Origin of the sequence: Amycolatopsis ultiminotia (assembly GCF_039536925.1) — a bacterium.
GTDB lineage: Bacteria > Actinomycetota > Actinomycetes > Mycobacteriales > Pseudonocardiaceae > Amycolatopsis > Amycolatopsis ultiminotia.
In genome coordinates, this window is record NZ_BAAAZN010000017.1 from 15,601 (window position 1) to 39,475 (window position 23,875).

The window sequence follows — 23,875 nt, forward strand, 5'->3', positions numbered from 1 at the left end:
CCCACCTCAAGGCCCAAGTTCGGCCCGTGAAGAATGGCGTCGCCGCGCCTAGAGAATTTGTGAAGGCGCCCTCGGCACACTGACTGCCACACGGGATAGGTGTTTGTACACGGAGGTGGCAATGAACCAGGTCAAGGTGGCGGCGTGGGCTTCGGACCCGATCGCGTTGGCGGGGCTCATCGACCACCTCCGCGCGCGTCCGGAGGTGCGGATGCTGCCGGGGCAGCAGCGCGGCGAGGCGGCCGTGCTGGTGTTCGCGGCCAACCGCATCACGCGGGAGGCGAAGGCGGCACTGCGGGCCGCGGCGTCGGAGACCCCGGCGGCCATCGTGCTGGTGGCGGGTTACGTGGAGCCCGAGGAGCTGCCGGAGCTGGCGGCCTGCCACGTGGCGGCGGTGTTGCCGCGTGAAGCCATCGCGGGCGAGCAGCTGGTGCGCAGCATCGTGGCGGCGGCTTCGGGACGCGAGACCTCCCTGCGTGACCTGCTGGACCAGGCCGAGAGCCTGCAGGAAAGCGGCGACGGCGCCGCGCTGTCCTCGCGCGAGGTCGACGTGCTGCGGTTGATGGCCGAGGGCTGGGACACCGCGGAGATCGCGGGCAAGCTGTGCTACTCGGAGCGGACCGTGAAGAACGTCATCTACGGGCTGACCAATAGGCTGAAGCTGCGCAACCGTCCGCACGCCGTCGCCTACGCCTTGCGCGCAGGGGTTATTTGAAGGATGTTCACCACGTGCGAAAGCTGACCAGCCGTCCGGTCGCCGCCGCCATCGCGGCTGCGCTCCTGCTCCTCTCTTCCGCCTGTGGTGACTCGACGGCCACCGGCGGGAAGGTCACGCTGACCGTGGCGACGTTCGGGGAGTTCGGCTACCAGCCGCTCTTCGAGCAGTACGAAAAGGATCATCCCGGCATCGAGATCAAGAGCCGGGTCACCGACTTCGACACGCACTTCAAGTCGCTGAGCACCCAGCTCGCGGCAGGTCGTGGCGCGGCCGACATCGTCGCCGTCGAGGAGCAGCAGCTGCCGAAGTACCAGCAGGTGCAGGACAAGTTCGTCAACCTCGCCGAGTACGGCGCGAACGAGCTCAAGAACCAGTGGGTGCCGTGGAAGTGGGCGCAGGGCACCAAGGACGGCTACGTGCTCGGCCTCGGCACGGACATGGGCAGCCTGGCCATGTGCTACCGCCGCGACCTCTTCCAGCAGGCGGGCCTGCCGACCGACCGCAAGGCCGTCGCGGCGCTCATGCCGACCTGGCAGGCCTACGCCGACCTCGCCGGCCGGTTCGCCGCGGAGCAGCCGAAGGTCAAGTTCGCCGATTCCGCGGGCAGCGTCTACACCGCGATGCTGAACCAGTCCCCGGAGAACTACTTCTCGGCCAAGGACGACTCCTACGTCGCGGACCGGAACCCGAGCGTGCGCAATGCCTTCTACCTGGCAGGCGGGCTCGCCGAACGGGGGCAGACGGCGGCCGTGACCACCTACACCCAGGCCTGGAACGTGGCGATCAAGCAGGGCAGCTTCGCCACGATCGCCTGCCCGGCGTGGATGCTCACGCAGATCAAGGAGGCAGGCGGCACCGACGTCGGTGGCAAGTGGGACGTCACCACAGTGCCCGGCAACAGCGGTAACCAGGGCGGCTCCTTCCTCACCGTGCCGAAGCAGAGCGAGCATCCGAAGGAGGCCTACGACCTCGCGCGCTGGCTGACCGCACCGGAGCAGGAGAAGAAGCTCTTCCTCAACGCCGGAATCCTGCCGAGTGAACCGTCGGTCTACGAGGACCCGCAGGTCATCGCGCACACCGACGGATACTTCTCGAACGCCCCGACCGGGCAGCTCTACGCCGCCTCCGCCAACCAGCTGCGGCCGAACTACCGCGGCCTGCACGACGCCGACGTACGCCCCGAGTTCGGCAAGGCACTGGGCCGGATCGAGGAAGGATCGGAGAACGTCGATCAGGCCTGGGCGGACGCGGTGCAGATGGGGCGCGAGGCGATCAAGTAGGGCCGGGCGTGCGCGATCGCGGGACCTTCGGAGCGCGGCTGGACCGGAAGGCCACCCCCTTTCTGTTCATCGCGCCGTTCTTCGCGGTTTTCGCGGTGTTCGGCGCCTTCCCCATGCTCTACACGGTCTGGGTCTCCCTGCACGACTGGGATCTGCTGGCAGGCGACCGGGGCGGCTTCGGGTTCGGCAACTACGTGCAGCTGTTCGGCGATCCGCGGTTCTACAACGCGCTGGGCAACACGATCTCGATCTTCCTGCTCGCCGCGATCCCGGAGCTGTTCGTCGCGCTGTGCATCGCCGCGCTGCTCAATCACCGGCTGCGTGGTTCGACCTGGTGGCAGACCGGGGTACTGCTGCCGAACGTGGTGTCCGTGGCCGCGGTGGGGCTGGTGTTCGCACAGCTCTACGGCCGCGATTTCGGGGTGGTGAACGAGGTGCTCGGCTGGTTCGGGGTGTCCCCGGTCTCCTGGCAGGCGCACCGGTGGTCCTCGCACCTCGCCGTGGCGAGCATGGTGATGTGGCGCTGGACCGGCTACAACGCGCTGATCTACCTGGCCGCGATGCAGGCGGTGCCGCAGGAGCTGTACGAGACGGCGGCACTGGACGGTGCGTCCCGGTGGCGTACCTTCTGGTCGGTGACCGTGCCGGGGATCCGGCCGGCGATCGCGTTCACCGTGGTGGCCGGCACCGTGAACGGGCTGCAGCTGTTCGCCGAGCCGCAGCTGTTCGACGCGGGCGGCGGCGGTACCGGCGGCAACGACCGGCAGTTCCAGACACTGGCGATGTACTTGTACGAGAAGGGGATCACCAAGTTCGACGCCGGCTACGCGGCCGCGCTGTCCTGGGTGCTGTTCCTGGTGTGCGTCCTGTTCGCGGTCTTCAACTACCGGCTGCTGCGCCGGCTGGTGCGCTCCTCGTGAGGCCGCGGCGGCGGCCCGGCGGCTGGGTCTACCTGGTGCTGACCGCAGTGGTCGGCGCCTCGTTGTTCCCGCTGTACTGGTCGTTCGTGGTGTCCACCCGGGACAACTCCGCGATCGGCGAGACCTCGCCGCTGATGCTGCCCGGCGGGCACTTCCTCGAGAACGTGCGGCGGGTGTTCGACACCGTCGACTTCTGGCTGGCCATGGGCAATTCGATGATCGTGTCCGGCACCGTGATGGTGTCCAACGTGGTGCTGTCCACGGTGGCCGGATACGCCTTCGCCCGGTTGCGGTTTCCCGGCCGCAACAGCCTTTTCCTGCTGGTTGCCGGGTCTGCGATGGTGCCTGCCCAGCTCGGCGTGATCCCGCTGTACCTGGTGGTCGGCGACCTCGGCTGGTACGGCAGGCTGGAGGCGGTGATCGTGCCGGGGCTGGTGAGCGCGTTCGGCGTGTTCTGGATGCGCCAGGCGTGCGAGGGCGCGGTGGCCGCCGATCTGGTCGACGCGGCCACTGTGGACGGTGCTTCGGTGCTGCGCACCTTCTGGCACGTCGCGGTGCCCGCAATCCGGCCGCAGGCCGCGGTACTGGCGATGATCACCTTCCTCGGCGCGTGGAACGACTACTTCTGGCCGTTGGTGGTGCTCGATCCGGCGGAGTCCCCGACCGTGCAGGTGGTGCTCTCGCAGCTGGCCAGTGGCTACTTCACGGATTACTCGCTGATGCTGACCGGGGCGAGCATCGGAGTGCTGCCGGTGATCGTGCTGTTCCTGGTGCTGGGCAGGTACCTGGTCCGCGGTATCGCGAGCGGCGTGCGGTACGGCTAGCCGGGCTGGTGCCCCGCCGCCGCGCGCGGTTACCCTGGAGCACGTGTCCCACTGTTGCCCGCCGAGCCGTTCCGGCTCGGAAGCCGTTACCGTGCCACCGCTTTCGGCCGGCAACGCGGACGGGCTGCTGGCGTTGCCGGGCGGGACGTTCCGGATGGGCACCGACGATCCGGACGGGTTCGCCGAGGATCGGGAGGGTCCGGTTCGGGAGGTGACGCTCGCCCCGTTCGCGATCGGCGCGCACTGCGTGTCCAATGCGGACTTCGCCGCCTTCGCCGACCAGACCGGCTACCGCACCGATGCGGAAAAGTTCGGCTGGACCTACGTGTTCGCGAAGTTCGTGCCCGCCGCGCTGCGCCGGGATTCGCCACGGCCGGAGCAGGCGCCGTGGTGGTGCGGGGTGCCCGGCGCGTACTGGCGGGCGCCGGAGGGGCCGGGCAGCGAGGTGGAGAGCCGCGCAGACCATCCTGTCGTGCACGTGTCCTGGCAGGACGCGCTCGCCTACTGCGAGTGGGCCGGGCGGCGGTTGCCGTCCGAGGCCGAATGGGAGTACGCCGCGCGAGGCGGGCTCGACCAGGCGCGTTATCCCTGGGGCGACGAGCTGACCCCCGGCGGTACGCACCGCTGCAACATCTGGCAGGGCCGCTTCCCGGTGCGCAACACCGGGGACGACGGATACCTCGGCACCGCGCCGGTGGATGCCTTTCCGCCCAACGGTTTCGGGCTGTACAACGTGGCAGGCAACGTCTGGGAGTGGTGCGCCGACCGGTTCGACGAGGCAGGTCCGCACCGCTCGATGCGCGGTGGCTCGTACCTGTGCCACGAGTCGTACTGCAATCGCTACCGGGTGGCCGCGCGTACCGCGAACACGCCGGATTCCTCCACCGGCAACCTCGGGTTCCGGGTGGCAGCCGACCTCGGAGTTTGAGGCCGGGGCGGCCGCGTGGCGAATCCGCGCGGCCGCCCCGGGAATCACTGCGAAGTCAGTACTCGCCGGTGCCGGCCGCTCGCGTCCGGTTCCTCCGCCTCGGGTGCGAGGTCGATGCGTACGGTGTGCACGGTTCCGGTGAAAGCGTTGTCGATCACCGGGTATTCCTCGGTCACCGGGGTGCCGAGGTCCACCCCGACGTTGAGCGTCTCGTCGAACGAGAAGTAGTACGCGATGGTGCGCTCGACCCGGCCCGAGGCCAGCTTTTCCCCGTCGACGATCAGCATTACGCTGCCGCCCTTGCCGAGCCCGCCGCCGTCGTAGTCGAAATCGACCCGCACCTCGTGCCGTCCCGGTGGGAGCGGGGTGGGCGTCCGCACCGCGTACCCGGACATGCCGAAGTAGTTGTACACATAGGACGGACAACCGCGGTCGAGGTACACCGACCACCCGCCGAACCTGCCCCCCTGCGCGATGAGCACGCCTTCGGCGCCGGTTTCGGGTACGTCGATGTCGGCCACCACGCTGTGCGAGCGGTTCTTGACGTTCGGCGTGGTTTCCTCGGTGCAGCGCCGCATTCCGCCGTGGTAGGTCACCGAGGTGCGGGCGCCGAGCAGGTCGATCCGGCCGGCGACCGCGGGGTTCTCGCGTTCGGTGACGCGGTCGTCGAGCGGGAACACGTGGTGTTTCGCGGCTTCGATGAGGAAGAGGTCCTGGAGTTCGGCCAGCTTGTCCGGATGCCCTGCGGCGAGGTCACGGGACTGGCTCCAGTCGGTCGTGAGGTCGTAGAGTTCCCAGACGTCGTCCCGGAAGTGGCGGATGCCGGTCGGCACCATCTCCCACGGCACCCCGTGGCGGGTCACCGCCATCCAGCCCTCGTGGTAGATCCCGCGGTTGCCGCACATCTCGAAGTACTGCGTGTGGTGGTACTCCGGCGCGTGCGCGTCGTGGAACGTCGAGGCGAAGCTCGCGCCCTCGACGGGTTGCTGCACGACCCCGTCGACGCTGTGCGGCAACGGGATCCCGGCGCATTCGGCGATCGTCGGCAGGATGTCGATGACGTGGCTGAACTGGTGGCGCAGCCCGCCGCGCTCCGCGATGCCGGCCGGCCACGCCACGATCATCCCGTCGCGGGTGCCGCCGAGGTGCGAGGCGACCTGTTTGGTCCACTGGAACGGCGTGTTGAGCGCGAGCGCCCACCCGGCGGGCGCGATCGGATAGCTGTGCGGCCCGCCGATCTCGTCGAGGTGGGCGATCATCTCGTCCGGATCGTCCACGAGGCCGTGTCCGAGCCGGTGCTCGACAACGGTTCCTTCGATGCCGCCCTCGCCGGAAGCGCCGTTGTCGCCGAGTACGTAGAGGAACAACGTGTTGTCCAGCACGCCCATTTCCCCGAGTGCATCGGTGAACCGGCCGACCTGGGTGTCGGCGTGCTCGACGAAACCGGCGAAGGTCTCCATGAACCGCGTTGCGAGGCGGCGCTGGTTACCGGTCAGCTCGTCCCAGTGCGGTACGCCTTCCGACCACGGCGCGAGCTCGGTGTCCTCCGCGACGACGCCCAGTTCCTTTTGCCGCGCCAGGGTTTGCGCACGCTGTTCGTCCCAGCCGTGGTCGAACCGGCCGCGGTAGCCCTCCCGCCACTGCTTGCCGACGTGCAGTGGCGCGTGCCCGGCACCGAGTGCGAGGTAGCTGAAGAACGGGCGACCCGGGGTGAGCGTGTGCTGGGTGCGGACCCAGTCGATGGCGTGGTCGACGAGGTCTTCGGTGAGGTGGTAGCCGTCTTCCGGACGGCGTTCCGGCTCGACCGGCGTAGTGCCCTGGTACAGCTGCGGGTACCAGTGGTTCATCTCCGCGCCCATGAACCCGTAGAAGGTGTCGAAGCCCTCGCCGGTCGGCCACCGGTCGAACGGGCCGACGGCGCTGATCTCCCGGGGCGGTGTCTGGTGCCATTTGCCGAATGCCGCGGTGCTGTACCCGTTTCCCTGCAGCAGCTGGGCGATCGTCGCGGCACTGCGCGGCCGGAACCCGTGGTACCCGGGTGCGGCAGTGGCCATCTCGGTCGTGCCGCCCATCCCCACCGAATGGTGGTTGCGGCCGGTCATCAGCGCCTGCCGCGTCGGTGAGCACAGTGCGGTCACGTGGAATCGGGTGTAGCGAAGCCCGTTGTCCGCCAGCCGATCCGCGGTCGGCATCCGGCACGGGCCGCCGAACGCGCTGGACGTGCCGTAACCGAGGTCGTCGACCAGCACCACGACGACGTTCGGCGCTCCCCGCGGCGGCGGGACCGGCCCCAGTGCCCGGAGCGGCGCGGACTGGTCGTGCACGCTCAGCGCGGTCGCGACGGGATCCCGGTGCTCCGGCCGGGGCAGGATGTGCCGTCCGGCGGGGAAATCGGTCATGCTTGTCCTCCTTCGGTGATCCGCACGGTGCCGGACGTCGGGTGCCGGTGGCGCCGGCCGACGGGTACCGCAGCGGCTCCTGTCGTGGGTTTTTCGGCAGTGTGGACGGCGGTGCTCTCCTTGGCATCGTGGGAAGTTCAGTCCAATCTCACATGGTGGGGCGATCCGGGCAACGCCCTTGCCGGGCCGGGCCGAGACCGGATGTGGATGCGCCCGGTAGACGTTCGCTATGGGTGCAGCTCAGTCGTGGCGAGGTCGACGAACGCTTCCGCGGCAGGGGAGAGCGGGCCGGGCCGCCAGAGGATCCGGCCGCACAGCACGGCGGCCGGAGCGAGTGGCACGACCACCGCACCCTGGTGCCCGGCCTCCTCGGCCATCGCACGGGGGAGCAGCGCTGCGCCCGCACCGGACAGCACGAGCGGCACGATCATCGCGCGGTGTTCGGTCTCCACCACGATGCGGGGTTCGACGTCGAGTCCGGCCAGGGTGTCCTCGACGATCCGCCGGGTGGTCGTGCCCGGCGGGGTGGACACGAGGTCGAGCGCGGCGAGTTCGAGCCGGGGCAGGCGGTCCCGGCGCGGGCTGTCCGCGGGCAGCACGGCGAGGATCTCCTGGTCCGGCAGCGGCGCGGTGGCCAGCCCGCGGATGTCCGAGGCGGACTCGACCAGCCCGACCTCGCTCTCGCCGTGCCGTACGCGCCGGATCACTTCGGTCCGGCTCTCCGGCGCCAGCACCCGCACCCGGACCTTCGAGTGACCGGTCCGGAACCGGCCCAGCAGCGGGGCGAGCGGCTCGACGGACAACGTGGTCTGCGAAACGATGTCCAGGGTGCCACCGCCGAGTCCGAGCACCTCCCGTACCGAAGAGGTGGCGACGCGCAGATCCCGCACGATCTGCTGGGCGGGCTCGAGCAGCGCCGACCCCGCCGAGGTGAGTACCGCGCCGTGCGGAAGCCGGTGGAACAGCAGGCCGCCGAGTTCGCGTTCGAGCGCACGCACCGCGTGCGACAGCGAGGGCTGTGCCACGTGCAGCGCCCGTGCGGCATTGGTGAACCCGCCGTGCTCGACCACTGCGAGAAAGTATTCGACCTGGCGCCGTTCCATGGCTCAGCGGGCGGCGGGGAGCGCCCGCCGCCCGCCGGTCAGCACGCGCAGCATGGTCGCCTCCGGAAGCCGTAACGTTCGAGGTGTTGCGGACCACGCGACGGTTTTCGCATAGCGCAACAGTGTCACTGCGCCGACGGCCACCGTCAAGGGTCTGCCTGTCTCTCAGCGCAGCATACGGCCGAAGAACGTGGTGAGCAGGGTGCGTTGCGTCGCAAGGCTGATCGCGGGGTCGATCGAGCCGATCCGCTGCTGCCGCACTGCCGGGTCCACCGGCAGCTTCCGCGCCAGCTCGGGCAGGAACCACTGGACGTCGGTGAAGCTGTAGTGCATCGCGTCCGGCAGCGGCACGTCGTACTTCGGCGCGGTGGTGTGCTGCCACAACGAGTTCCACGACGGCGAGGTCAGGTGACTGCGTACTTCGCCGCCGCGGGTGCTGCCTGCCGAGCCCATCATCAGGATCGGCCGCGGTACGCCGTTCGTACCGGCACCGGTGCGGTTCTTCCCGTCCACGTCGTAGGCGAGCCAGCCGTCGAGGTCGGCCGCGGCATCCGCCCGGCTGTCCACTGTGGTCACTTCGGCGGCGGTGTCCCCGCCGAAGGAATGTCCGAGCAGCCCGACGCGGCCGAGGTCCATCGCCTGACCCAGTCCGGGAATCCCGGGCAGCCGGTCGAGCACGAACCGCATGTCGGCGACCCGGACCCGCAGATCCGACACGAGGTCCTGACCCGGATCCGCGGTCACCATCCGGTCGCCGGGGAACACCACGAACGGTGCCTCGCCGGTGTGGTCGACGGTCACCACGACGTACCCCCGGCTCGCCAAGTCCTCGGCGGTCGAGGTGCCCAGCTCCCGCAGCGAACCGCCGCCCGGCGAGTACAGCAGCACCGGCCAGCGGCCCTGTGGTGCGGCATCGGCGCGCGCGTGGGTTTCGATCGCCGCCCAGTCGACCCGGCCCGGCGCGATGCCCAGCGCCGGAGCCGCTCCCCGGTCGAAGTAGTCCGCCGCCTGCGCGGGCAGGTACCGCGCCCGCGGCCCGTTCCCCTGTTCCGCCGGATACCAGACGCTGATCATCAGTTCCCGGGCGCGCGCGGGATCGACCAGGTGGACGTCCCGTTCGCCGATCGGGTGCGGGCCGGAGGGCACCGGCAGGTCGAAGGTCACCGGGGCCGGTGCGGCCACTGCGGTGGCCGCGGTGAGGACGGTCACGAGCAGTGCCGCGGAAGCCGCGGTCAAAAGGCGTTTTCGCATACCTCGTACTGTGCTGGGCAGCTTCGCATCGGCGCCTCGGCCGATCGGCGCCGATGACCCCCGGCTTTGGTCAACCGGTGCGGCTGGCCAGGCTGTTCGCCAGCTCGGTGCGCGAGTGCGTTTCCAGTTTGCCGAGCACCCGCGCGACGTGCGCCTGCACCGTCCGCCGCGGCAGCGACAGCTCGGTGGCGATGTCCGGATTGGACCGTCCGGCCGCGACCAGCGTGGCGATCCGGACTTCCAGCGGGGACAGCGAATCCCAGCCGTGCCCCGGCCGGACCGGGACGAACTGCGCGCCCCGCCGGACGCCGAGTGCGCGCAGCCGCGACTCCGCGTGTTCCAGGTCCCAGTGCGCGGACAGCTCGGTGTAGAGCTGGGCGGCGTCGTCGAAGGCGGCGTGCGCGGCGTTCAGATCACCGGCGCGGGCGAGCAGCACCGCGGCGTCCTCCAACGCGCTCGCCAGTTCGGGTTTCCGGCCCACCGCACGGAAATGCTCGGCCGAACGCAGCACCGGTACCGGATCGCGGTCGATCAGGCCACGGCACCATTCGGTGGCCGCGGACGCCCGCGCGGGCTCCCGTTCCTTCGCGCACTCCTCCTCGCACACGGCCAGCGCGCGTTCCGCCCGCGCCTGGTCCCCGGCTTCCAGCGCCAGCTGCACGAAGAACGGCAGCCACTGGTGCCGGAGCATCATCTGCGCGTAGGTGGGGTTCAGGATCGGTTCGAGCACGGTCAGCGCCTGCTGGACCTCCCCACGCTGGAAGGCGACCAGCGCATGTGCCGCGAGCAGGAAGTCGAAACTTTCCCGCTCGGCACCGGTGGCCGGTGCGTACTCCTCGGCCGCGTCCAGGTGCGCGGCCGCCTGGGTGAGTTCGCCCCGGCGGGCGGCGATCAGCGAGGCGACCCCGTGCAGCAGCAGCGCCGCGGCACCCGGTTCGCGCAATCCGTAGAAGGTGATCGCGGGCCCGTCCTCGGTCACCGTGTCCAGCTCGACCAGCGCTTCGTCCCAGCGCCCTTCCCAGTACCGGTGCACCGCCACCGAAACCTGCAGTCCGACCGGCAGCGAATGCCGGAGTGCGATCTCGCCCGCCTCGCGCAACGTGTGGTCGGCGTCGTCGAGCCGGTCGAGGTTCTGCAGTGTGAACACCCGGTTGTCGAGCAGGTCCAGGTGCAGATCGGCCAGTTCGTGCTCGTCGCCGACGACTGCGATCGCCTGGTCGATGTGCGCCAGCGCGCTCGCGTGGTGCCTGCGCACCGAATCGACCAGCCACAACGTCTGCAGTGCGTGTGCGGTGAGGTAGGGGTCGCCGTCCGCCTCCGCCCGTGCCTGGTGCGCGTTGGTCTCCGCCCGGCCGAGGTCGTCGAGCCCGCCGCGGCGGAAGTTCGCGAGCAGGTGCCGGTGCTTGACCCGCCACAGCTCCGGGACCGCGGGGTCCGCGGAGGCCTCGCCCAGCGTCTCCACCGCGAGCTGGACGTCGCCCCGGCGGAACCGCATGGCCGCGAGAACGTGCCGCATCTCCTCGGCGTTCTCCGGATCCCGCGCCACCTCCAGCGCCTGCATGGCCAGCTCTTCCGGAACCCGTTCGAGCCGGAACAGCACTTTCACCAGCGCCACCAGGAGTTCCTCCCGGCGCGGATCCTCCGGTGCGCAGCAGGCCAGTGCCCGCTCGAGCAGTTCCACGGCGATCAGCGGAGCCCGGTTCGACACCGCGCTCTGGTGCTGCACCAGCCAGTCCAGCACCCATGGATCCACAGTGGACGGTGCGGCGACCAGTTGCTCGGCCACCCGCTTGACCGGTGCGTCGATCCGGGCCAGCGCCTCGGCCGCCTGCCGGTGCAGTGCCGCGCGGGTGCCGGTCAGCAGCCGGTTGTACAACGCCTGCCGCAGCAGCGGATGCCGGAACGCCAGATGGGTCCCGGTGTCGATCAGCACGGTCGCGGCGACCGCTTCCTCGAGCGGGCCGAGCAGGTCCGAGGGCCTCCGGTCGAGGACCGCGGCGATGTCGCCGACCGCGAACTCCATGCCGAGCAGCGCCGCCCAGCACAGCACGTCCTGGGTCTCGGCCGGCAGGAAGTCCAGCCGCCGGTCCACGGCAGCCAGCAGCGAATGCGGGGTCTCGAACTCGGCCGGATCGTCCACATCGGCCCGGTCCCGGCTGACCTCGACCGCGCCCGCCTGCACCAGTACGTCCATCATCTCCTTGACGTACAAGGGATTCCCCGCGGCGCGGGCGGCCAGTTCGCGCAGCCCGGGTCCGGGTCCGGCGCCGACCAGCCTGGCCACCAGCCGGTCCACGTCGGCGCTGCCGAGCGGGGCCAGGTCCAGCACCAGCCCGGCGCGGGCCTCGACGCCCCGGCGCAGCTGGGTCAGCTCCGCGCGATCCGGCGCGGGCCTGGTCGCGGCGACCAGCAGCAGGGGCAGCTGCCGGGTGGCCGCGCACAGCCGGTGCCACACCAGCACGCTCGATTCGTCGGCCCACTGCAGATCGTCGACCACGAGTACCAGCGGGGACTGCGCGCACAGCTCGTCGACCAGCGAAAGCAGCCGGTCGACCGCGCCAAGCACCGGATCGCCGGTGCCCCATGCCCGGCCGGCCGGTTCGCCGCCGAGCTCGTGGGCCACCCTGGCGCGCCGCGGATCGGGCGAGAGCGGGTCGATCGCCAGGCACTCCATCATGACCTGCAGCGGGAACCGCATGCTCATCTCGTCGGCGGCAACCCAGGCCAGCTGCAGCCCCGGCGCGGCCGCGTCCGCGAAACTCGCGGCCAGCAGCTCCGACTTCCCGATACCCGGCTCGCCCTCGATCCACACCGCCCGGCCCCGGCCTTCGCGGACCTGTGCGAGCAGTGCCCGCAGCTGGGCTGCCTCCTCCGCACGGCCGAGCAGCGGATCGCTTTCGACGCGCCGGCTGCGGGGAGCGGGCACCGGCACCGGGGCAGGCTCCGGGCGGCGGGGCAGGTCCAGCGACGGATCCTCGGCGAGCACGCGCTGGTGCAGTGCGCGCAGCCGCGGCCCGGGTTCCACCCCCAGCTCGTCGCGCAGCGTGGCACGGGCCTCGCGGTACACGTCGAGGGAGTCGGAATGCCTGCCGCTGCGGTAGAGCGCGAGCATCAGCGATTCGCGCAACGACTCGCGCAGCGGGTTCTCACTGGTGAGGACCGCGAGCTCGGCGATGAGGTCCTGGTGCCCGCCCAGCTCCAGCACACTGCGGGCGCGCTGTTCGAGCGTGTCCAGCCGCAGCGTCGCCAGGTGCTCACGGTGCCGTTCGGCGAACTCTCCCGGCACGCCGGACAGCGCTTCCCCGTGCCACAGCAGCAGTGCGGCGTCGAAACCGGCCACTGCGCGTTCGTGCTCACCGTCCTCGGCGTCCTGGCGCGCGCGCTCGCGATGCCGTTCGAACACCGCTGCGTCGAGTGACTCCGGGGTGAGGTCGAGTGCGTAACCGTCGGCCTCCGACACCAGCACGGTCGAGGCCGCCCATCGCGTGCGCTCCGGCTCGAGCGTGCGGCGCAGCCCGGAGATGTAGGTGTGCACGCTGCCCTCGACGCTGGCCGGGGGCGAAGCACCCCATACCCCCGCGATGAGCTCCGCACGCGGCACGTTGCGCCCGGTGGCGGTTGCCAGCATGGCGAAGATGGCACGCTGGCGCGCCGGCCCGAGGGCGACTTCGGTCGCCCCGCGCCACGCTCGCAGCGGGCCGAGTACGTTCACCCGCAGCCCGCTACGCCCGTCCGCTGGCATGCCGTTCCATTCGAGGTACCGTCAGATCCCGTGAGTTTACCGGGCGCCGATCTTCATCCGGCATCGCCTGAGCGGCCGGTGCACATCGTTCATTCGCCTGCCGCCGCCCGCTGACGGACCGGATTCGCCCGCCGGATCCCGTACGGCCGCATCCGCGCCTCCGCCCGGCGCACGTCCCACACCGCGCCGAGGCCGGTGTAGCTGCTGAGCGCGGTGAAGAACGCGGTACGCGCCTCGTCCAGCCGCTGGTACTCGGCGAGCAGGATGGCCGCGTCCTCGTTGGCTCTCGCATGCTTGAGCACCCGGCCTGCCGACCCGTAGTGGGCGGCGGCGCCGAGGATCGCGTCCGGATCGGCGGTGACCAGGCCACGGCAGTGCGCGGCCGCCGCGACGTGCGTCGGCGGGGTGTCGAACCCGTCCGTGTCGCCCATCAGCCGCAGTGCCTGGAACGCCCGCTGCTGATCGCCGATCTGCATCGCGAGCCGGGCGAGGTCGGGCAGCCACTGCTGCCGGGCCGAAGGCGGATAACTCTGCTCCAGCAACGGCAGCAGCTCGGCCATCGCGCGTTCCGGGCGGCCCTCCAGCTCGGCCAGCTGGGCACGGGCGGCGAGCAGGTAGTCCCCGCCGTTGGGCTCCAGATCCTGCGGCCAGTACTGCCGGGAGGCGGCGTCGAGGTGCTCGTGCGCTGCCGAGGGATCGTCGCGGTGACTGGCGATCAACGCGCCGACGCCGTGCACCAGCAGCGCCGAACCCGGGCTGCGCAGTACGTACGACGCGGTTTCCGCGCCGCCGCGGATCACCGTGTCCAGTTCGGTCAGCGCGTCCGGCCAGCGGCCACGCCAGTAGTAGTGCACGGCGCCGGCGAGGTGCATTTCCCCCGGCACCGCCCGGACTGCGGCCAGCTGGCGGGCCGTGCTGAGCGGTTCGGCCGCGTCGTCGAGTCCGTCCAGCACACCCAGTTCGGACAGGTCCGGCTCGATCGCCGAATCCTGCGTGGCGAGCCGTTCGATGGTCGCGCGCAGCGTTTCGTGCCTGCCCCGCCACATCTCCGGTACGCCCGGGTCCGCGAGCGTGCGCCGGACTTCCTCGGCGGCCTCGGCGAATTCACCGCGGCGGTAGTAGATGTAGGCGAGGATCCAGCGCATCTCCGCGGCCTGCCTGCTGTCGGCGGTGCGGGCGACCACCGAGCGCGCCTCCGCCTCCGGTTCCCGGCCGAGCCAGAACAGCAGCCTGGCGAGTGTCGCGGTGAGCGGTTCGCGGGCCTCGGCGGGCAGGGTCGTCTGCGCGATCACGGTTTTGAGCAGGTCCACCGCCATCCGCGGGGCCTGTGCGGCGACCGTGCCGATGTGCTCCAGCAGCCAGCCGATCACCCACTGGTCCACCAGTCCCGGCGCCGCGGCCAGCTGTTCGGCCACCCGCTGGGTGGAGGCACCCGCACCGTCGAACGCCTCGGCCAGCTGCCGGTGCAGGGCGACCCGCATGGCGGCCGGGGTCTTTTCGTAGAGCACGCGCCGCAGCAGCGGATGCCGGAAGGCGAGCAGGTCGCCGGACTCGGTGAGCACGCCGGAGGCAAGTGCCTCCTCGACCGCACCGACCAGCGAGGTGGCCGCGCGTTCGGTGGCGATCGCGATGTCGGACAAGGAGAATTCCTTGCCGAGCAGCGCCGCCCAGCGCAGCACGTCCCGGGTGCCGCTGCCGAGGAAGCTGAGGTAGAGGGTGACCTTCGAACCGAGCGGGGACGGGATGGTCCGGCAGACCGCGGCGTCCACGATCGCCTGCGCACCGTCGAGCAGGATCATCTGGTTGGCCAGCAGGGTCTCGACGATTTCCTTGGCGTAGCGCGGGTTCCCCGCCGCGTACGAGACCAGCACGGACAGCGTCCGGCCCGGCGGCGCGCCGGCCAGCTCGTCCGCGAGCCGGCCGATCGCGGCGTCCGGCAGCGGTCCCAGCGGCAGCATCGAGGCGCCGTCCGCGGCGAGTTCCGCGCGCAGTGCGTCCAGCGCCGGCGGCCGGGGGATCGGACGGCACGCGCCGACCAGCAGCAGCGGCAGGCTGCGGGTCTCGCGGCTGAGGTGCCGCCACACCCGCAGCGTGTGCTCGTCGGCCCACTGCAGATCGTCGACGACGAGCACCAGCGGTTCGTCCGCGCACAGCTCGCGGACCAGCCCGAGCAGTCCGTCGGCCGGGTCAAGCCCGGGATCCTCGGCCAGCGCCACGGCCAGCTCCGCGCGCCGCAGGTCCGAGGCCCGTGCGTGCACGCCCAGCGCGTCGAGCAGCGGGTGCAGCGCGAACCGCTGGTCCAGCGCGTCCGCCGCGGCGAACAGCGGTTTACCGCCCTCCTGCTGCGCCACCTCGAGCAGCTCCGCCAGCAGCGCGGTCTTGCCGATCCCCGGTTCGCCCTCCACCCACACCGAGTGGCCCAGCCCGCTCGCCAGCCCGGCGACCGCCTCGTGCAGCAGCTCCAGCTGGTCGTCCCGCCCGGCGAAGGTGGCGGGACGCGGCGGCAGCACGGGCAGCGGGAACCGGGGCACGCGGGCCGGCGGGGGGCGCTCGTCCTCCGCCGGGGCGGCGCCGGTGGGACGCATGCTGAGCAGCTGTTCGTACCGGTCCCGCAGGGCAGGGCCGGGTTCGGTGCCGGACGACTCGACCAGCCGCTCGCGCAGTCCGGTGTACACCGCGAGGGCGTCGTCCCTCCGGCCGGCCAGGTGAAGTGCTCGAATGAGCGCTCCGTGGAGCGGCTCGCGCAGCGGGTGCTCCACGGCCAACTCGCTCAGTTCGGGAATCAGGCCGGTGTGCTCGCCGCGGTCGAGAGCCACTTCCGCACGCCGTTCCACGGTGGCCAGCCGCAGCTCTTCCAGCCGCGCGCGGTGCGAGGTGGCATACGGGCCGGGCAGGCCCTCCAGCGGCGTGCCTTGCCACAGGCCGAGCGCCTCGTCCAGCCGTTCCCGTGCGGCGCCGGTCTGCCCTTGCGCGAGCAGCCGATGTGCTTGTTCGCGCAGTGCCTCGAAGCGGTGCACGTCGATGCTCGCGGGCTCGAGGCGCAACGCGTACCCGGAGCCGACCGAGGCCAGCAGCCGGGATCCGGTGCCCTTGGCCCGGCCGGGTTCGAGCACCCGGCGCAGGCCGGAGATGTAGGTGTAGATGCTGCCCTGCGCACTGGGCGGGGGATTGTCGCCCCAGACGGCGTCGATCAGCTCCTCGCGGGAGACGCTGCGGCCCTGCGCGAGCGCGAGCACGGTGAACACGGTGCGCCGATGGGCAGACCCGAGGTCGAGACTCTGCTCGCCCCGCCAGGCCCGGACCGGTCCGAGCAGCTGGATCCTCGGCGCGGTGACGCCGTCCGCTGCCGACATCGGTCTCCCTTCACGCGCCGACGAGTCGTCACACGCCTGATGTCTCTGATGAGCTTACGCCCGAAATGGTGACGTCGCGGAGTGCACCCTGGTTGCTCGCCTCCCCGAGATGCCGTCATTTGTGCCGCTCGTCCCGGGTGGCACCGGTTCCCCTGTAGTCATTGTCGGGTGGTCTTGTGTCGGCCATCCGGCGCACCGGCGAACGACAGGGAAACTCACCGCCGCCGCAGCCGTGGAACGGCAGGCAGCGATCTCCGAAAAACGGGCACCGCCGTTGATCTTTGGTTTCCGCGGCGGTGGCGGCTCGGGCAGCCTCGGATCCGGACCTGGTGCGGTTTCCGCACGAGGTGTTGTTCGTGGTGAGGAGTGTGCGGTGGATTCGGTTCCTCCCCAAGCGGTGCCGTCGGAAATGCGCACGGCGGAAGGCCGGTTCGCCCATGCGATCGACTCCGCCAACGCGTGCCTGCGCCCGGTGAACTTCGACCTGGCCGACCTGCAGGCCTCCTGGCGGGGCGACGCGTCGGTACGGCTCGGCCAGGCGATCAACGACTGGGAGCGGCAGTTCGAGGTGATCCTCGCCCGGTTGGGTGCGCTCCGGGATCTCGCCGCGGCCTCGCCGCGACGCTCAGATGAGCAGTCGACGAGGTCGGGTCGGCGATGACCGGCGGGCGTGCCGACCTCCGCCGCGCCGACGAGGTCCTGTCCAGGGTGGGGACGACGACCAGCGCCATCCGCGCGGTGCTGACCGAACTGGAGGCGACCGTCGAACAGGAGCTGCCCGGCTGGCCGTCCGCGGCGAAGGAGCGGTATTGGGTGGCCAAGTGCGAGTGGAACGCCGCCGTGCGGCGGATGCCCGAATGCCTGGACCGGGCTCGGCAAGCAGTCGACGAGATCGCGGCTGAAGAGCCCGATAGAGCTGGCTGAGCTGGGCAAACGCCTGCGTCTGCAGGCCGGCGGCCGCGGCTTCGAGTGCCGTTGCCAGAAAACGTGAAGTCAGCCGAGTCAGACTTTGACCGTCAACCTGCAGTGGCGGTAGGAGTTGTCGTGAAGCTGGTCAAGGTCGCCGTTCTCGCTTCTGATCCGATCACCCGGGCCGGCGCGGCGAGCTTGCTGGGCACCCGCCCCGAGCTCCGCGTCCTGTCCGAGGACACGGCCGCGGAGGCCGACGTGGTCCTCGTGATGGAGGAACACGTAACCGACCGGGTGCTGTCCAGGGTCAAGGAACTGGCCCGGCAGTCCGACCGGATGGCGGGGCCGGACCTGGTGCTCGTCGCCGATCACTTCCGGGAGAGCGACCTGATGACCGCGATCGAATGCGGTGTCGTCGCGATCCTGCCCCGGCGCGAAACCGGGGGTGCCGAGCTGGTGGCCGCGGTGCTGGCCGCGGGCGACGGAACCGCGACCCTGCCGCCGCGGCTGCAGGGCGCGCTGCTCAGCCAGGTGCAGCGGATGCGCCGCGACGTGCTGGAGCCCAACGGCCTCACCCTGTCCGGTCTTGCCTCTCGCGAATGCGACGTGCTGCGGCTGGTGGCCGAGGGCTACGGAACCGAGGAGATCGCGTCGAAGCTCTGCTACTCGGAGCGCACCGTGAAGAACGTGCTGTACGGCCTGATGACGCGCTGTGGCCTGAACAACCGGGCACACGCCGTGGCGTACGCGCTGCGAGCCGGCGCCATCTGATCTGCTCCGCGGGTGCGGCGGCCGGCGCGGTGCCGCCGCCCCCGCGGGCTTTCCCGCGTCGATAGGGTCGTGCGCATGGCGCAGACGGCGGTGGAGATTGCCCGTTCGGTACGGGCCGGCGAACTGGATCCGGTGCGGGTGACCGACGAGGCGCTCGCGCGGATCGCGGCCGCCGATCCGATCGTCGGCGCGTTCCGCAAGGTGCGGGTCGAGCAGGCGCGCACGGAGGCGGCCGAGGTCGCCGCCCGGCCGGATCTGCCGGAGCTGCCGCTGGCCGGGGTTCCGGTGGCGGTCAAGGACGTCACGGAGGTCGCAGGCGAATACGCGGCCTGGGGCTCGGCCGCCGGCGCACGTACCCCCTTCACCTCGGACGGCGTCATCGCGGCCCGGCTGCGCGCGGCCGGTGCGGTGATCGTCGGGCTGACCCGGGTACCCGAGCTGTGCATCTACCCGATGACCGACGGTCCGGATGCAGTCACCCACAACCCGTGGAATCCGGCGTTCACCGCGGGTGGTTCTTCCGGTGGCAGTGCCGCCGCCGTCGCCGCCGGACTGGTGCCGATCGCGCACGGCACCGACGGTCTCGGCTCGATCCGGCTGCCGTCGGCGATGTGCGGGCTGGTGGGTCTCAAACCGGGCCGCGGCGTGGTGCGCGAACCGTCCGAGGGCTGGTTCGGGATGGCCGCGCACGGCCCGATCGCCACCACGCCCGCCGACGCCGCGCTGCTGTTGTCCGTGCTCGCGGAACGTCCGGAGTGGGCCACGCTCCCGGAACCCGGGCGGCAGCGGATCGCGGTGTCCACGCAGGTGCCGTTCACCCGGGCACCGCTGCCACGGCCGCTCGGCGCCGCCGTCACGCAGGCGGCCGGGCTGCTGCGCGGGGCCGGGCATTCCGTCACCGAGGCAACCCCGCGGTACCCGCTGTCCACCCTGAACGGCATGCTGGCGCGCTGGTTCGCCGGACCGGCGGAACAGGCTGCCGAGGACGGCTTCGACCCGGCCCGCCTCGAGCCACGCACCCGTACCCACGTCAGGTTGGGCAAGCTGACCGCCAGGTCAGTCCACGACCGCACCCGCACCGAGTGGCTGTCGATCGCCGAGGCGTTCTTCACCGACCACGACGTGCTGGTCACGCCAACCCTCGCCACGCTGCCGCCGAAGGCCCGTCGCCGGCACCGCCATCCGTGGCCGGTGACCGCCCTGCCTGCTGTGCGCGTGGCCGGCTTCACCGGCATGTGGAACCTCGCGGGCTACCCGGCCATCACTGTCCCGATCGGCCGCCACCCGGTGCACCACCTCGCCACGTGCGTGCAGCTGGTGGCCATGCCAGGCAGTGAACCACTCCTGCTGGGCATGGCCGCTCAGCTGGAGGCGGCGAACCCCTGGCCGCGCACGGTCTGACCGCTGGTGTGGCAAGGGCCTGACGCGCTGCGGCAGGACGGCGCGCTGACTCTCGCCCGAACCACCCATCGAAAGCCGGAGGGCGGAACTGCTCGATCGGTGGCTGGACACCGCACCGGTCCTGGCCCGGCCGTGCGGTGGTGCCGGGTGCACCGGCACCAGGCCGGATCAGCTGTGGGGCTTGCCTGCGGTCGGTGAGAGCGGCTTGGGCGGCTGGCCGTTGTCTGCTGCGTTCGCCGCGCCGTCCGGGGTGCTCTGGGACTCGCCCGCGTCCTTGGCCGAGGTGGCGCCGTTGCCCGCTGCGGCCGGCTTGGGCTTCGGTGACGGGCTCGGCGTGACCGGCTTGGCGGCCGGTGCCGTCGGGGAGTCGGTGTCCGGCTTCGGCTTGGCCGGCTCGTCGCCACCGACCAGCTTCGACGCCGACGGGATCACCGATTCCGCGGGCAGTGCGGTCAGCAGGCTTTCACTGCGGCCGAGCACCTCGTCGGCCATCGCCAGGTTCTTGCGGGCCTGCTCGCGGATCTCGGCGAGCCGTTCGACCTTGCGGGTGGCCGCCGTGGTGCGCTGGGCGGCCTGGGTGGTCGCCTCGTCCAGGCGGCGCTTGGACTCGGCGGTGGCTTCCTCGACGCGGCGGGTCGCCTCCGCGGTCGCCTCCGCGATGCGCCGTTCGGCCTGCTGCTTGCTCGCCGTCCGCTGGTCGGCGATCAGCTTTTCGTGCGCGGTGCGCTCCGAAGTGATCTTCGAATCGAAGTCCCGCTCGATCTTGCGGCGCTTGCGTTCGGCCTCGTTGTCGAGCAGTTCCCGGCGCTGCGCCGCCTCGACCGTGAGCCGCTGCACCTCGGCGCGGGTTTCCTTGAGCGCCGCCTCGTGCTCCGAGTGCAGCGCCTCTGCCTGCTTGTCCAGCTCCTCGACCAGACGGCGGTAGCGCTCCCGCAGCTTCGTGGACGCCTCGGTGGACGACGCCCAGTGCTTCTCCGCGGCCACCTCCGCCCGCTTGGTGACCTCCTCGGCGCGCGCGTTCGCGAGCTGCACGGTGCGCTGCATCCGCTCGTCCAGGTCCTCGAGCCGCTCCGGTGGCTTCATCAGCTCGTCGACGCGGGTCTGCAGCTTGCTGATCTCACCGCGCGCCGATTCCAGCTCCCGGGACAGGGTGGCGACCTGTGCCGCGGCCGCGTCGCGGTCGGTCAGCAGCCGGTGCAGCTGCGCCTCGAGGTGGTCGAGGTACTGGCGCACCTCGGTGCGGTCGAAGCCGCGCCAGGCTTCGGTGTACTCGCGCCGCAGGGGCAGGAGACCGTTGTCTCGCTCGGGAACCATGCCCACGACCGTACCCGCGCACCTGGTGTCGCCGCCGTCAGGAGTGGCGAATCACCGACTGGCGGCCGCATCCGCCCGATGATCTCGCCTGAACGGCCTATTACCAGTGGAAGCCGCGCGAGAGCCGGGCCAGTGCCATCGCCGCGCGCGAGAGGTGCATGTCGCCCCGTCCGATCTTGAGCTTCCCGCTGCCGCCTGCCGCGGTGGAATCCGGGAAGATCCGGAAGCCCTGGTAGGCGATCGCGTCGGTCAGCCCCGGCGCGAGCGTGTAGGTCACCCCGATCGCCTGCCCGGCGGGCGTGCCGATGTGCTTCGGCCGCTCCACGAGCGCGGTCAGCACCATGTCCGCCGCCTGCTCCGGCGACTTCGTGGGGAATGCGTCGTAGATCTTCGTCGGCCGGATCATCGGCGTGCGCACGAGCGGCATGTGGATGGTGGTGAAGGTGATCCCGTCGCCGTGCGTCTCGGTGGCCGCGATCCGGGAGAAGTAGTCCAGCGCGGCCTTCGACGCGGCGTAGGCGGAAAACCGCGGCGCGATGCCCTGCACGCCGATCGAGGACACGTTCACGATGTGCCCGAATTTCCGCTCCGACATGTGCGGAAGGACCGCGAGGATCAGCCGCACGGCGCCGAAGTAGTTGATCGCCATTGCGCGCTCGTAGTCGTGCATCCGGTCGTAGGACAGCTTGATCGAACGGCGGATCGAGCGGCCCGCGTTGTTCACGAGCATGTCGATCCGGCCGTGTTCGGCGAGCATCGCGTCCACGGCCTTGTGCACCGACTCCTCGTCGGTCAGGTCCGCCGGGTACACCGAGGCGGTGCCGCCCGCCGCGATGATCTCGTCGCGCACCTCTTCCAGTTCGTGCTGCCTGCGCGCGACGAGCAGCGGAACCCCGCCTGCCGCGGCGACCTTGAGCGCGGCAGCGCGCCCGATGCCCGACGACGCGCCGGTGATGATCACGCGCCGCCCGTCCAGCTCGCCGCGCGGACCGTGCTTGCGCGCGCGGAACGGGTCGAGGTGCTCACGCCAGTAGCGCCACAGCGTGGCCGCGTACTCCTCCAGCCGGGGCGTCTCGATCCCCTTGCCGGCGAGTGCCTTGCGGGTCTCCGCGGAGGCGAACACCGACGGGAAGGCCATCGTCTCCAGCAGCACCGGCGGGATGCCGAGCCGCTCCAGCACGGCGTCGCGGGCGATGGTGAAGCCGGGGATGTGCTCGCCGAGCTTGACCAGCCCCACGATGGCCTGGGACACCGATTCGCCCAGCTGCGCGGTGATCGTCGGCGCACCGGCCGCGCGGGCGAACGCGTTGTACACCGACACCACCGGCTGCGGTTCCGGGTTCACCAGGTGGAAGGCCCGTCCGTCGAGTCCGTCCGTGGTGACCAGTTCCAGCAGCGACTTCGCCACGTAGTCGACCGGCACCACGTTGGTGTCGCCGAGGTCGGGGCCCACGATCGGCAGGTCGGGCAGCCCGGCCAGCCTGCTGATCGCCGGGAACAGGTAGTACGGCCCGTCGACCTTGTCCATCTCGCCGGTCTCGGAGTTGCCCACCACGACCGCGGGCCGGTACACCCGCCACGGCACCTCGAGCTGGTCGCGCACCAGCTTCTCGGCCTCGAACTTGGTGCGGTGGTACGGCGTGACCAGCCGCTGTCCGACGTCGAACATGTCCTCGGTGTACAGGCCCTCGTGATCACCCGCGACGGCCACCGAGGACACGTGGTGCAGACATCCGGCGCGCAGGTCCGCGGCGAGTTCCAGGACATGCCTCGTGCCGTCCACATTGGCCCGGACGCTGGCCTCGTCGTCGGCGGTGAGGTCGTAGAGCGCGGCCAGGTGCACCACGTGGTCGACACCGCGCAGGCGTTCGCGGTCGTCCTCGGAAACCCCCATCAGGTCTTCGGCGAGGTCGCCGGTCACCAGCGTCACGCGGTCCGCGTGCGGCCACCCGTCCACCAGCGCGGCCAGTTTGTCCCGCGAGCCGGCCCGCACGACGAGGGCGACCCGCTGCACGTCCGGCCGGGTGAGCAGCTGCCGGGTGAACTGGCGGCCGATCAGCCCGGTCGCACCTGTCACCAAGAACGTCGCCATCTGTCTCACCCTCCGCCGTACGCCGCTGGACCCTTGCGCATTGTGCTGCATGCACGCCGTGCTGACCACAGCGTGCCCAGCCGATGTTACTCACAAGTAACTTAGCGGTCGGTACCGGCCCCGCGCCGGAGCGGAGCCGATGGCGGGCAGGGTCCGGTGGGATCAGGCCGGATCGGCGATCACGACGCGGTTCTCCTCGTAGCCGTCGCTGCCGCCGACCCAGCGGCCGCCACAGGTCACCAGTACCAGGCGATGCGGACCGGCCTGGCCGAACAGATCGTCCGCCCGTGCGCCGAGGTCGTTCTTGTGCACGGTGATCATCTGCGAAATCCGGTAGCGCAAGGTCTTGCCCGCACTGTCCACAATGGTCACCGAGCCGCCGATGTGCTCGTTCCACAGCTCCGCGAACGGACCGGTCGCGCCACGCCAGTTCACATGTCCGGCGAACACGCTCGCGCCGCTCACCGCGTCCAGTTCCGCACCCCACCAGGCGGCCTGCCCGATGTTCGACGGCACCGGCAGTGTGTTGCCGGGACCGAGGCCCTGGCGCACCACCGCCGCGGTACCGCCACCGGGCAGCCGGATCGTGCCCGGCCGCTGTGGTGCCGGCTGCCGGTGCTCGGCGGGAGCGGCCGGCGGCGGCGCCGCCGGCGTACTGGACGGCGGTGCGGACGGTGCCGGTGGCACGGACGTGGCCGGCGCGGGGGAGTCACCCCGCGCCGCGAGCGCGGACGGGGCCGGCGCGGCACTTCCGGCCACCGCCGTCGTCGGCGGTGAAGTCGCCACGACCGTGGCGAACTCCACCGCCAGCACGCTCACCGCGCCCAACGCGAAACCGGCGATCAACCGGCCCTTGCCTGTCATAGCCCT

17 protein-coding genes are annotated in these 23,875 nt (G+C 71.2%); 9 read left to right on the forward strand and 8 right to left on the reverse strand.

Translation table 11 applies throughout. The annotated features are described in order from the left end of the window. Positions 1–121 precede the first annotated feature (121 nt). The 5 genes from ABD793_RS31490 to ABD793_RS31510 are packed head-to-tail and all read left to right on the forward strand — an operon-like array spanning position 122 to position 4,670. Positions 122–715, forward strand: coding sequence for a helix-turn-helix transcriptional regulator (locus tag ABD793_RS31490; protein WP_344866623.1), 594 nt, complete (start codon positions 122–124; stop codon positions 713–715). 14 nt (positions 716–729) lie between these two features. After that, positions 730–1,998 (forward strand): ABC transporter substrate-binding protein, encoded by a 1,269-nt coding sequence (locus ABD793_RS31495; RefSeq protein WP_344866625.1) that lies wholly within the window; start codon positions 730–732, stop codon positions 1,996–1,998. 8 nt (positions 1,999–2,006) lie between these two features. Next, entirely contained in the window at positions 2,007–2,918 is a 912-nt protein-coding gene (locus ABD793_RS31500; protein WP_344866627.1) for a carbohydrate ABC transporter permease, read from the forward strand. Next, positions 2,915–3,742: a carbohydrate ABC transporter permease gene (locus ABD793_RS31505; RefSeq protein WP_344866629.1), complete on the forward strand. Its 828-nt coding sequence runs from the start codon at positions 2,915–2,917 to the stop codon at positions 3,740–3,742. Before ABD793_RS31500 ends, ABD793_RS31505 begins: the two co-directional genes overlap by 4 nt. A 43-nt stretch (positions 3,743–3,785) precedes the next feature. After that, positions 3,786–4,670, forward strand: a complete 885-nt coding sequence (locus ABD793_RS31510; RefSeq protein ID WP_486303691.1) for a formylglycine-generating enzyme family protein — start codon at positions 3,786–3,788, stop codon at positions 4,668–4,670. Between the two features lie 44 nt (positions 4,671–4,714). Here ABD793_RS31510 and ABD793_RS31515 read toward each other — a convergent pair whose 3' ends face one another. The 5 genes from ABD793_RS31515 to ABD793_RS31535 all read right to left on the reverse strand — a co-directional run bounded on the left by ABD793_RS31515 (position 4,715) and on the right by ABD793_RS31535 (position 16,518). Next, the gene (locus ABD793_RS31515; protein WP_344866633.1) at positions 4,715–7,069 is read right to left on the reverse strand and encodes an arylsulfatase; all 2,355 of its coding nucleotides are present in this window, start codon (positions 7,067–7,069) and stop codon (positions 4,715–4,717) included. 227 nt (positions 7,070–7,296) lie between these two features. Further along, on the reverse strand, positions 7,297–8,172 hold the full coding sequence (locus tag ABD793_RS31520; protein ID WP_344866635.1) for a LysR family transcriptional regulator: 876 nt from the start codon (positions 8,170–8,172) through the stop codon (positions 7,297–7,299). A 165-nt stretch (positions 8,173–8,337) separates the two neighbouring features. Then, positions 8,338–9,423 carry an alpha/beta hydrolase family protein gene (locus ABD793_RS31525; protein WP_344866637.1) on the reverse strand — a complete coding sequence of 362 codons (1,086 nt, stop codon included), beginning with the start codon at positions 9,421–9,423 and terminating at the stop codon, positions 8,338–8,340. Between the two features lie 70 nt (positions 9,424–9,493). Further along, positions 9,494–13,165: an ATP-binding protein gene (locus ABD793_RS31530; RefSeq protein ID WP_344866639.1), complete on the reverse strand. Its 3,672-nt coding sequence runs from the start codon at positions 13,163–13,165 to the stop codon at positions 9,494–9,496. Positions 13,166–13,254: 89 nt separating this feature from the next. After that, a complete protein-coding gene (locus ABD793_RS31535) occupies positions 13,255–16,518 on the reverse strand; it encodes an ATP-binding protein (RefSeq protein ID WP_344866641.1) in 3,264 nt (1,087 codons plus the stop codon). A 373-nt stretch (positions 16,519–16,891) separates the two neighbouring features. Between ABD793_RS31535 and ABD793_RS31540 the strand changes: the two genes are divergently transcribed. The 4 genes from ABD793_RS31540 (at position 16,892) to ABD793_RS31555 (ending at position 19,599) form a co-directional block, all read left to right on the forward strand. Beyond that, on the forward strand, positions 16,892–17,179 hold the full coding sequence (locus tag ABD793_RS31540) for a WXG100 family type VII secretion target (RefSeq protein WP_344866643.1): 288 nt from the start codon (positions 16,892–16,894) through the stop codon (positions 17,177–17,179). Continuing rightward, positions 17,176–17,442, forward strand: coding sequence for a WXG100 family type VII secretion target (locus ABD793_RS31545; protein WP_344866645.1), 267 nt, complete (start codon positions 17,176–17,178; stop codon positions 17,440–17,442). Before ABD793_RS31540 ends, ABD793_RS31545 begins: the two co-directional genes overlap by 4 nt. A gap of 120 nt (positions 17,443–17,562) precedes the next feature. After that, entirely contained in the window at positions 17,563–18,198 is a 636-nt protein-coding gene (locus ABD793_RS31550) for a helix-turn-helix transcriptional regulator (RefSeq protein WP_344866647.1), read from the forward strand. 75 nt (positions 18,199–18,273) lie between these two features. Continuing rightward, a complete protein-coding gene (locus tag ABD793_RS31555) occupies positions 18,274–19,599 on the forward strand; it encodes an amidase family protein (protein WP_344866649.1) in 1,326 nt (441 codons plus the stop codon). A 168-nt stretch (positions 19,600–19,767) separates the two neighbouring features. Here the strand turns inward: ABD793_RS31555 and ABD793_RS31560 are convergent, their stop codons facing one another. The 3 genes from ABD793_RS31560 to ABD793_RS31570 all read right to left on the reverse strand — a co-directional run bounded on the left by ABD793_RS31560 (position 19,768) and on the right by ABD793_RS31570 (position 23,869). Continuing rightward, positions 19,768–20,913 (reverse strand): coiled-coil domain-containing protein, encoded by a 1,146-nt coding sequence (locus ABD793_RS31560; protein ID WP_344866651.1) that lies wholly within the window; start codon positions 20,911–20,913, stop codon positions 19,768–19,770. Positions 20,914–21,013: 100 nt separating this feature from the next. Next, complete coding sequence (locus ABD793_RS31565) at positions 21,014–23,005, reverse strand: SDR family oxidoreductase (RefSeq protein WP_344866653.1); 1,992 nt, start codon at positions 23,003–23,005, stop codon at positions 21,014–21,016. A 162-nt stretch (positions 23,006–23,167) separates the two neighbouring features. Next, positions 23,168–23,869 (reverse strand): class F sortase, encoded by a 702-nt coding sequence (locus ABD793_RS31570; RefSeq protein WP_344866655.1) that lies wholly within the window; start codon positions 23,867–23,869, stop codon positions 23,168–23,170. Positions 23,870–23,875: the final 6 nt, after the last annotated feature.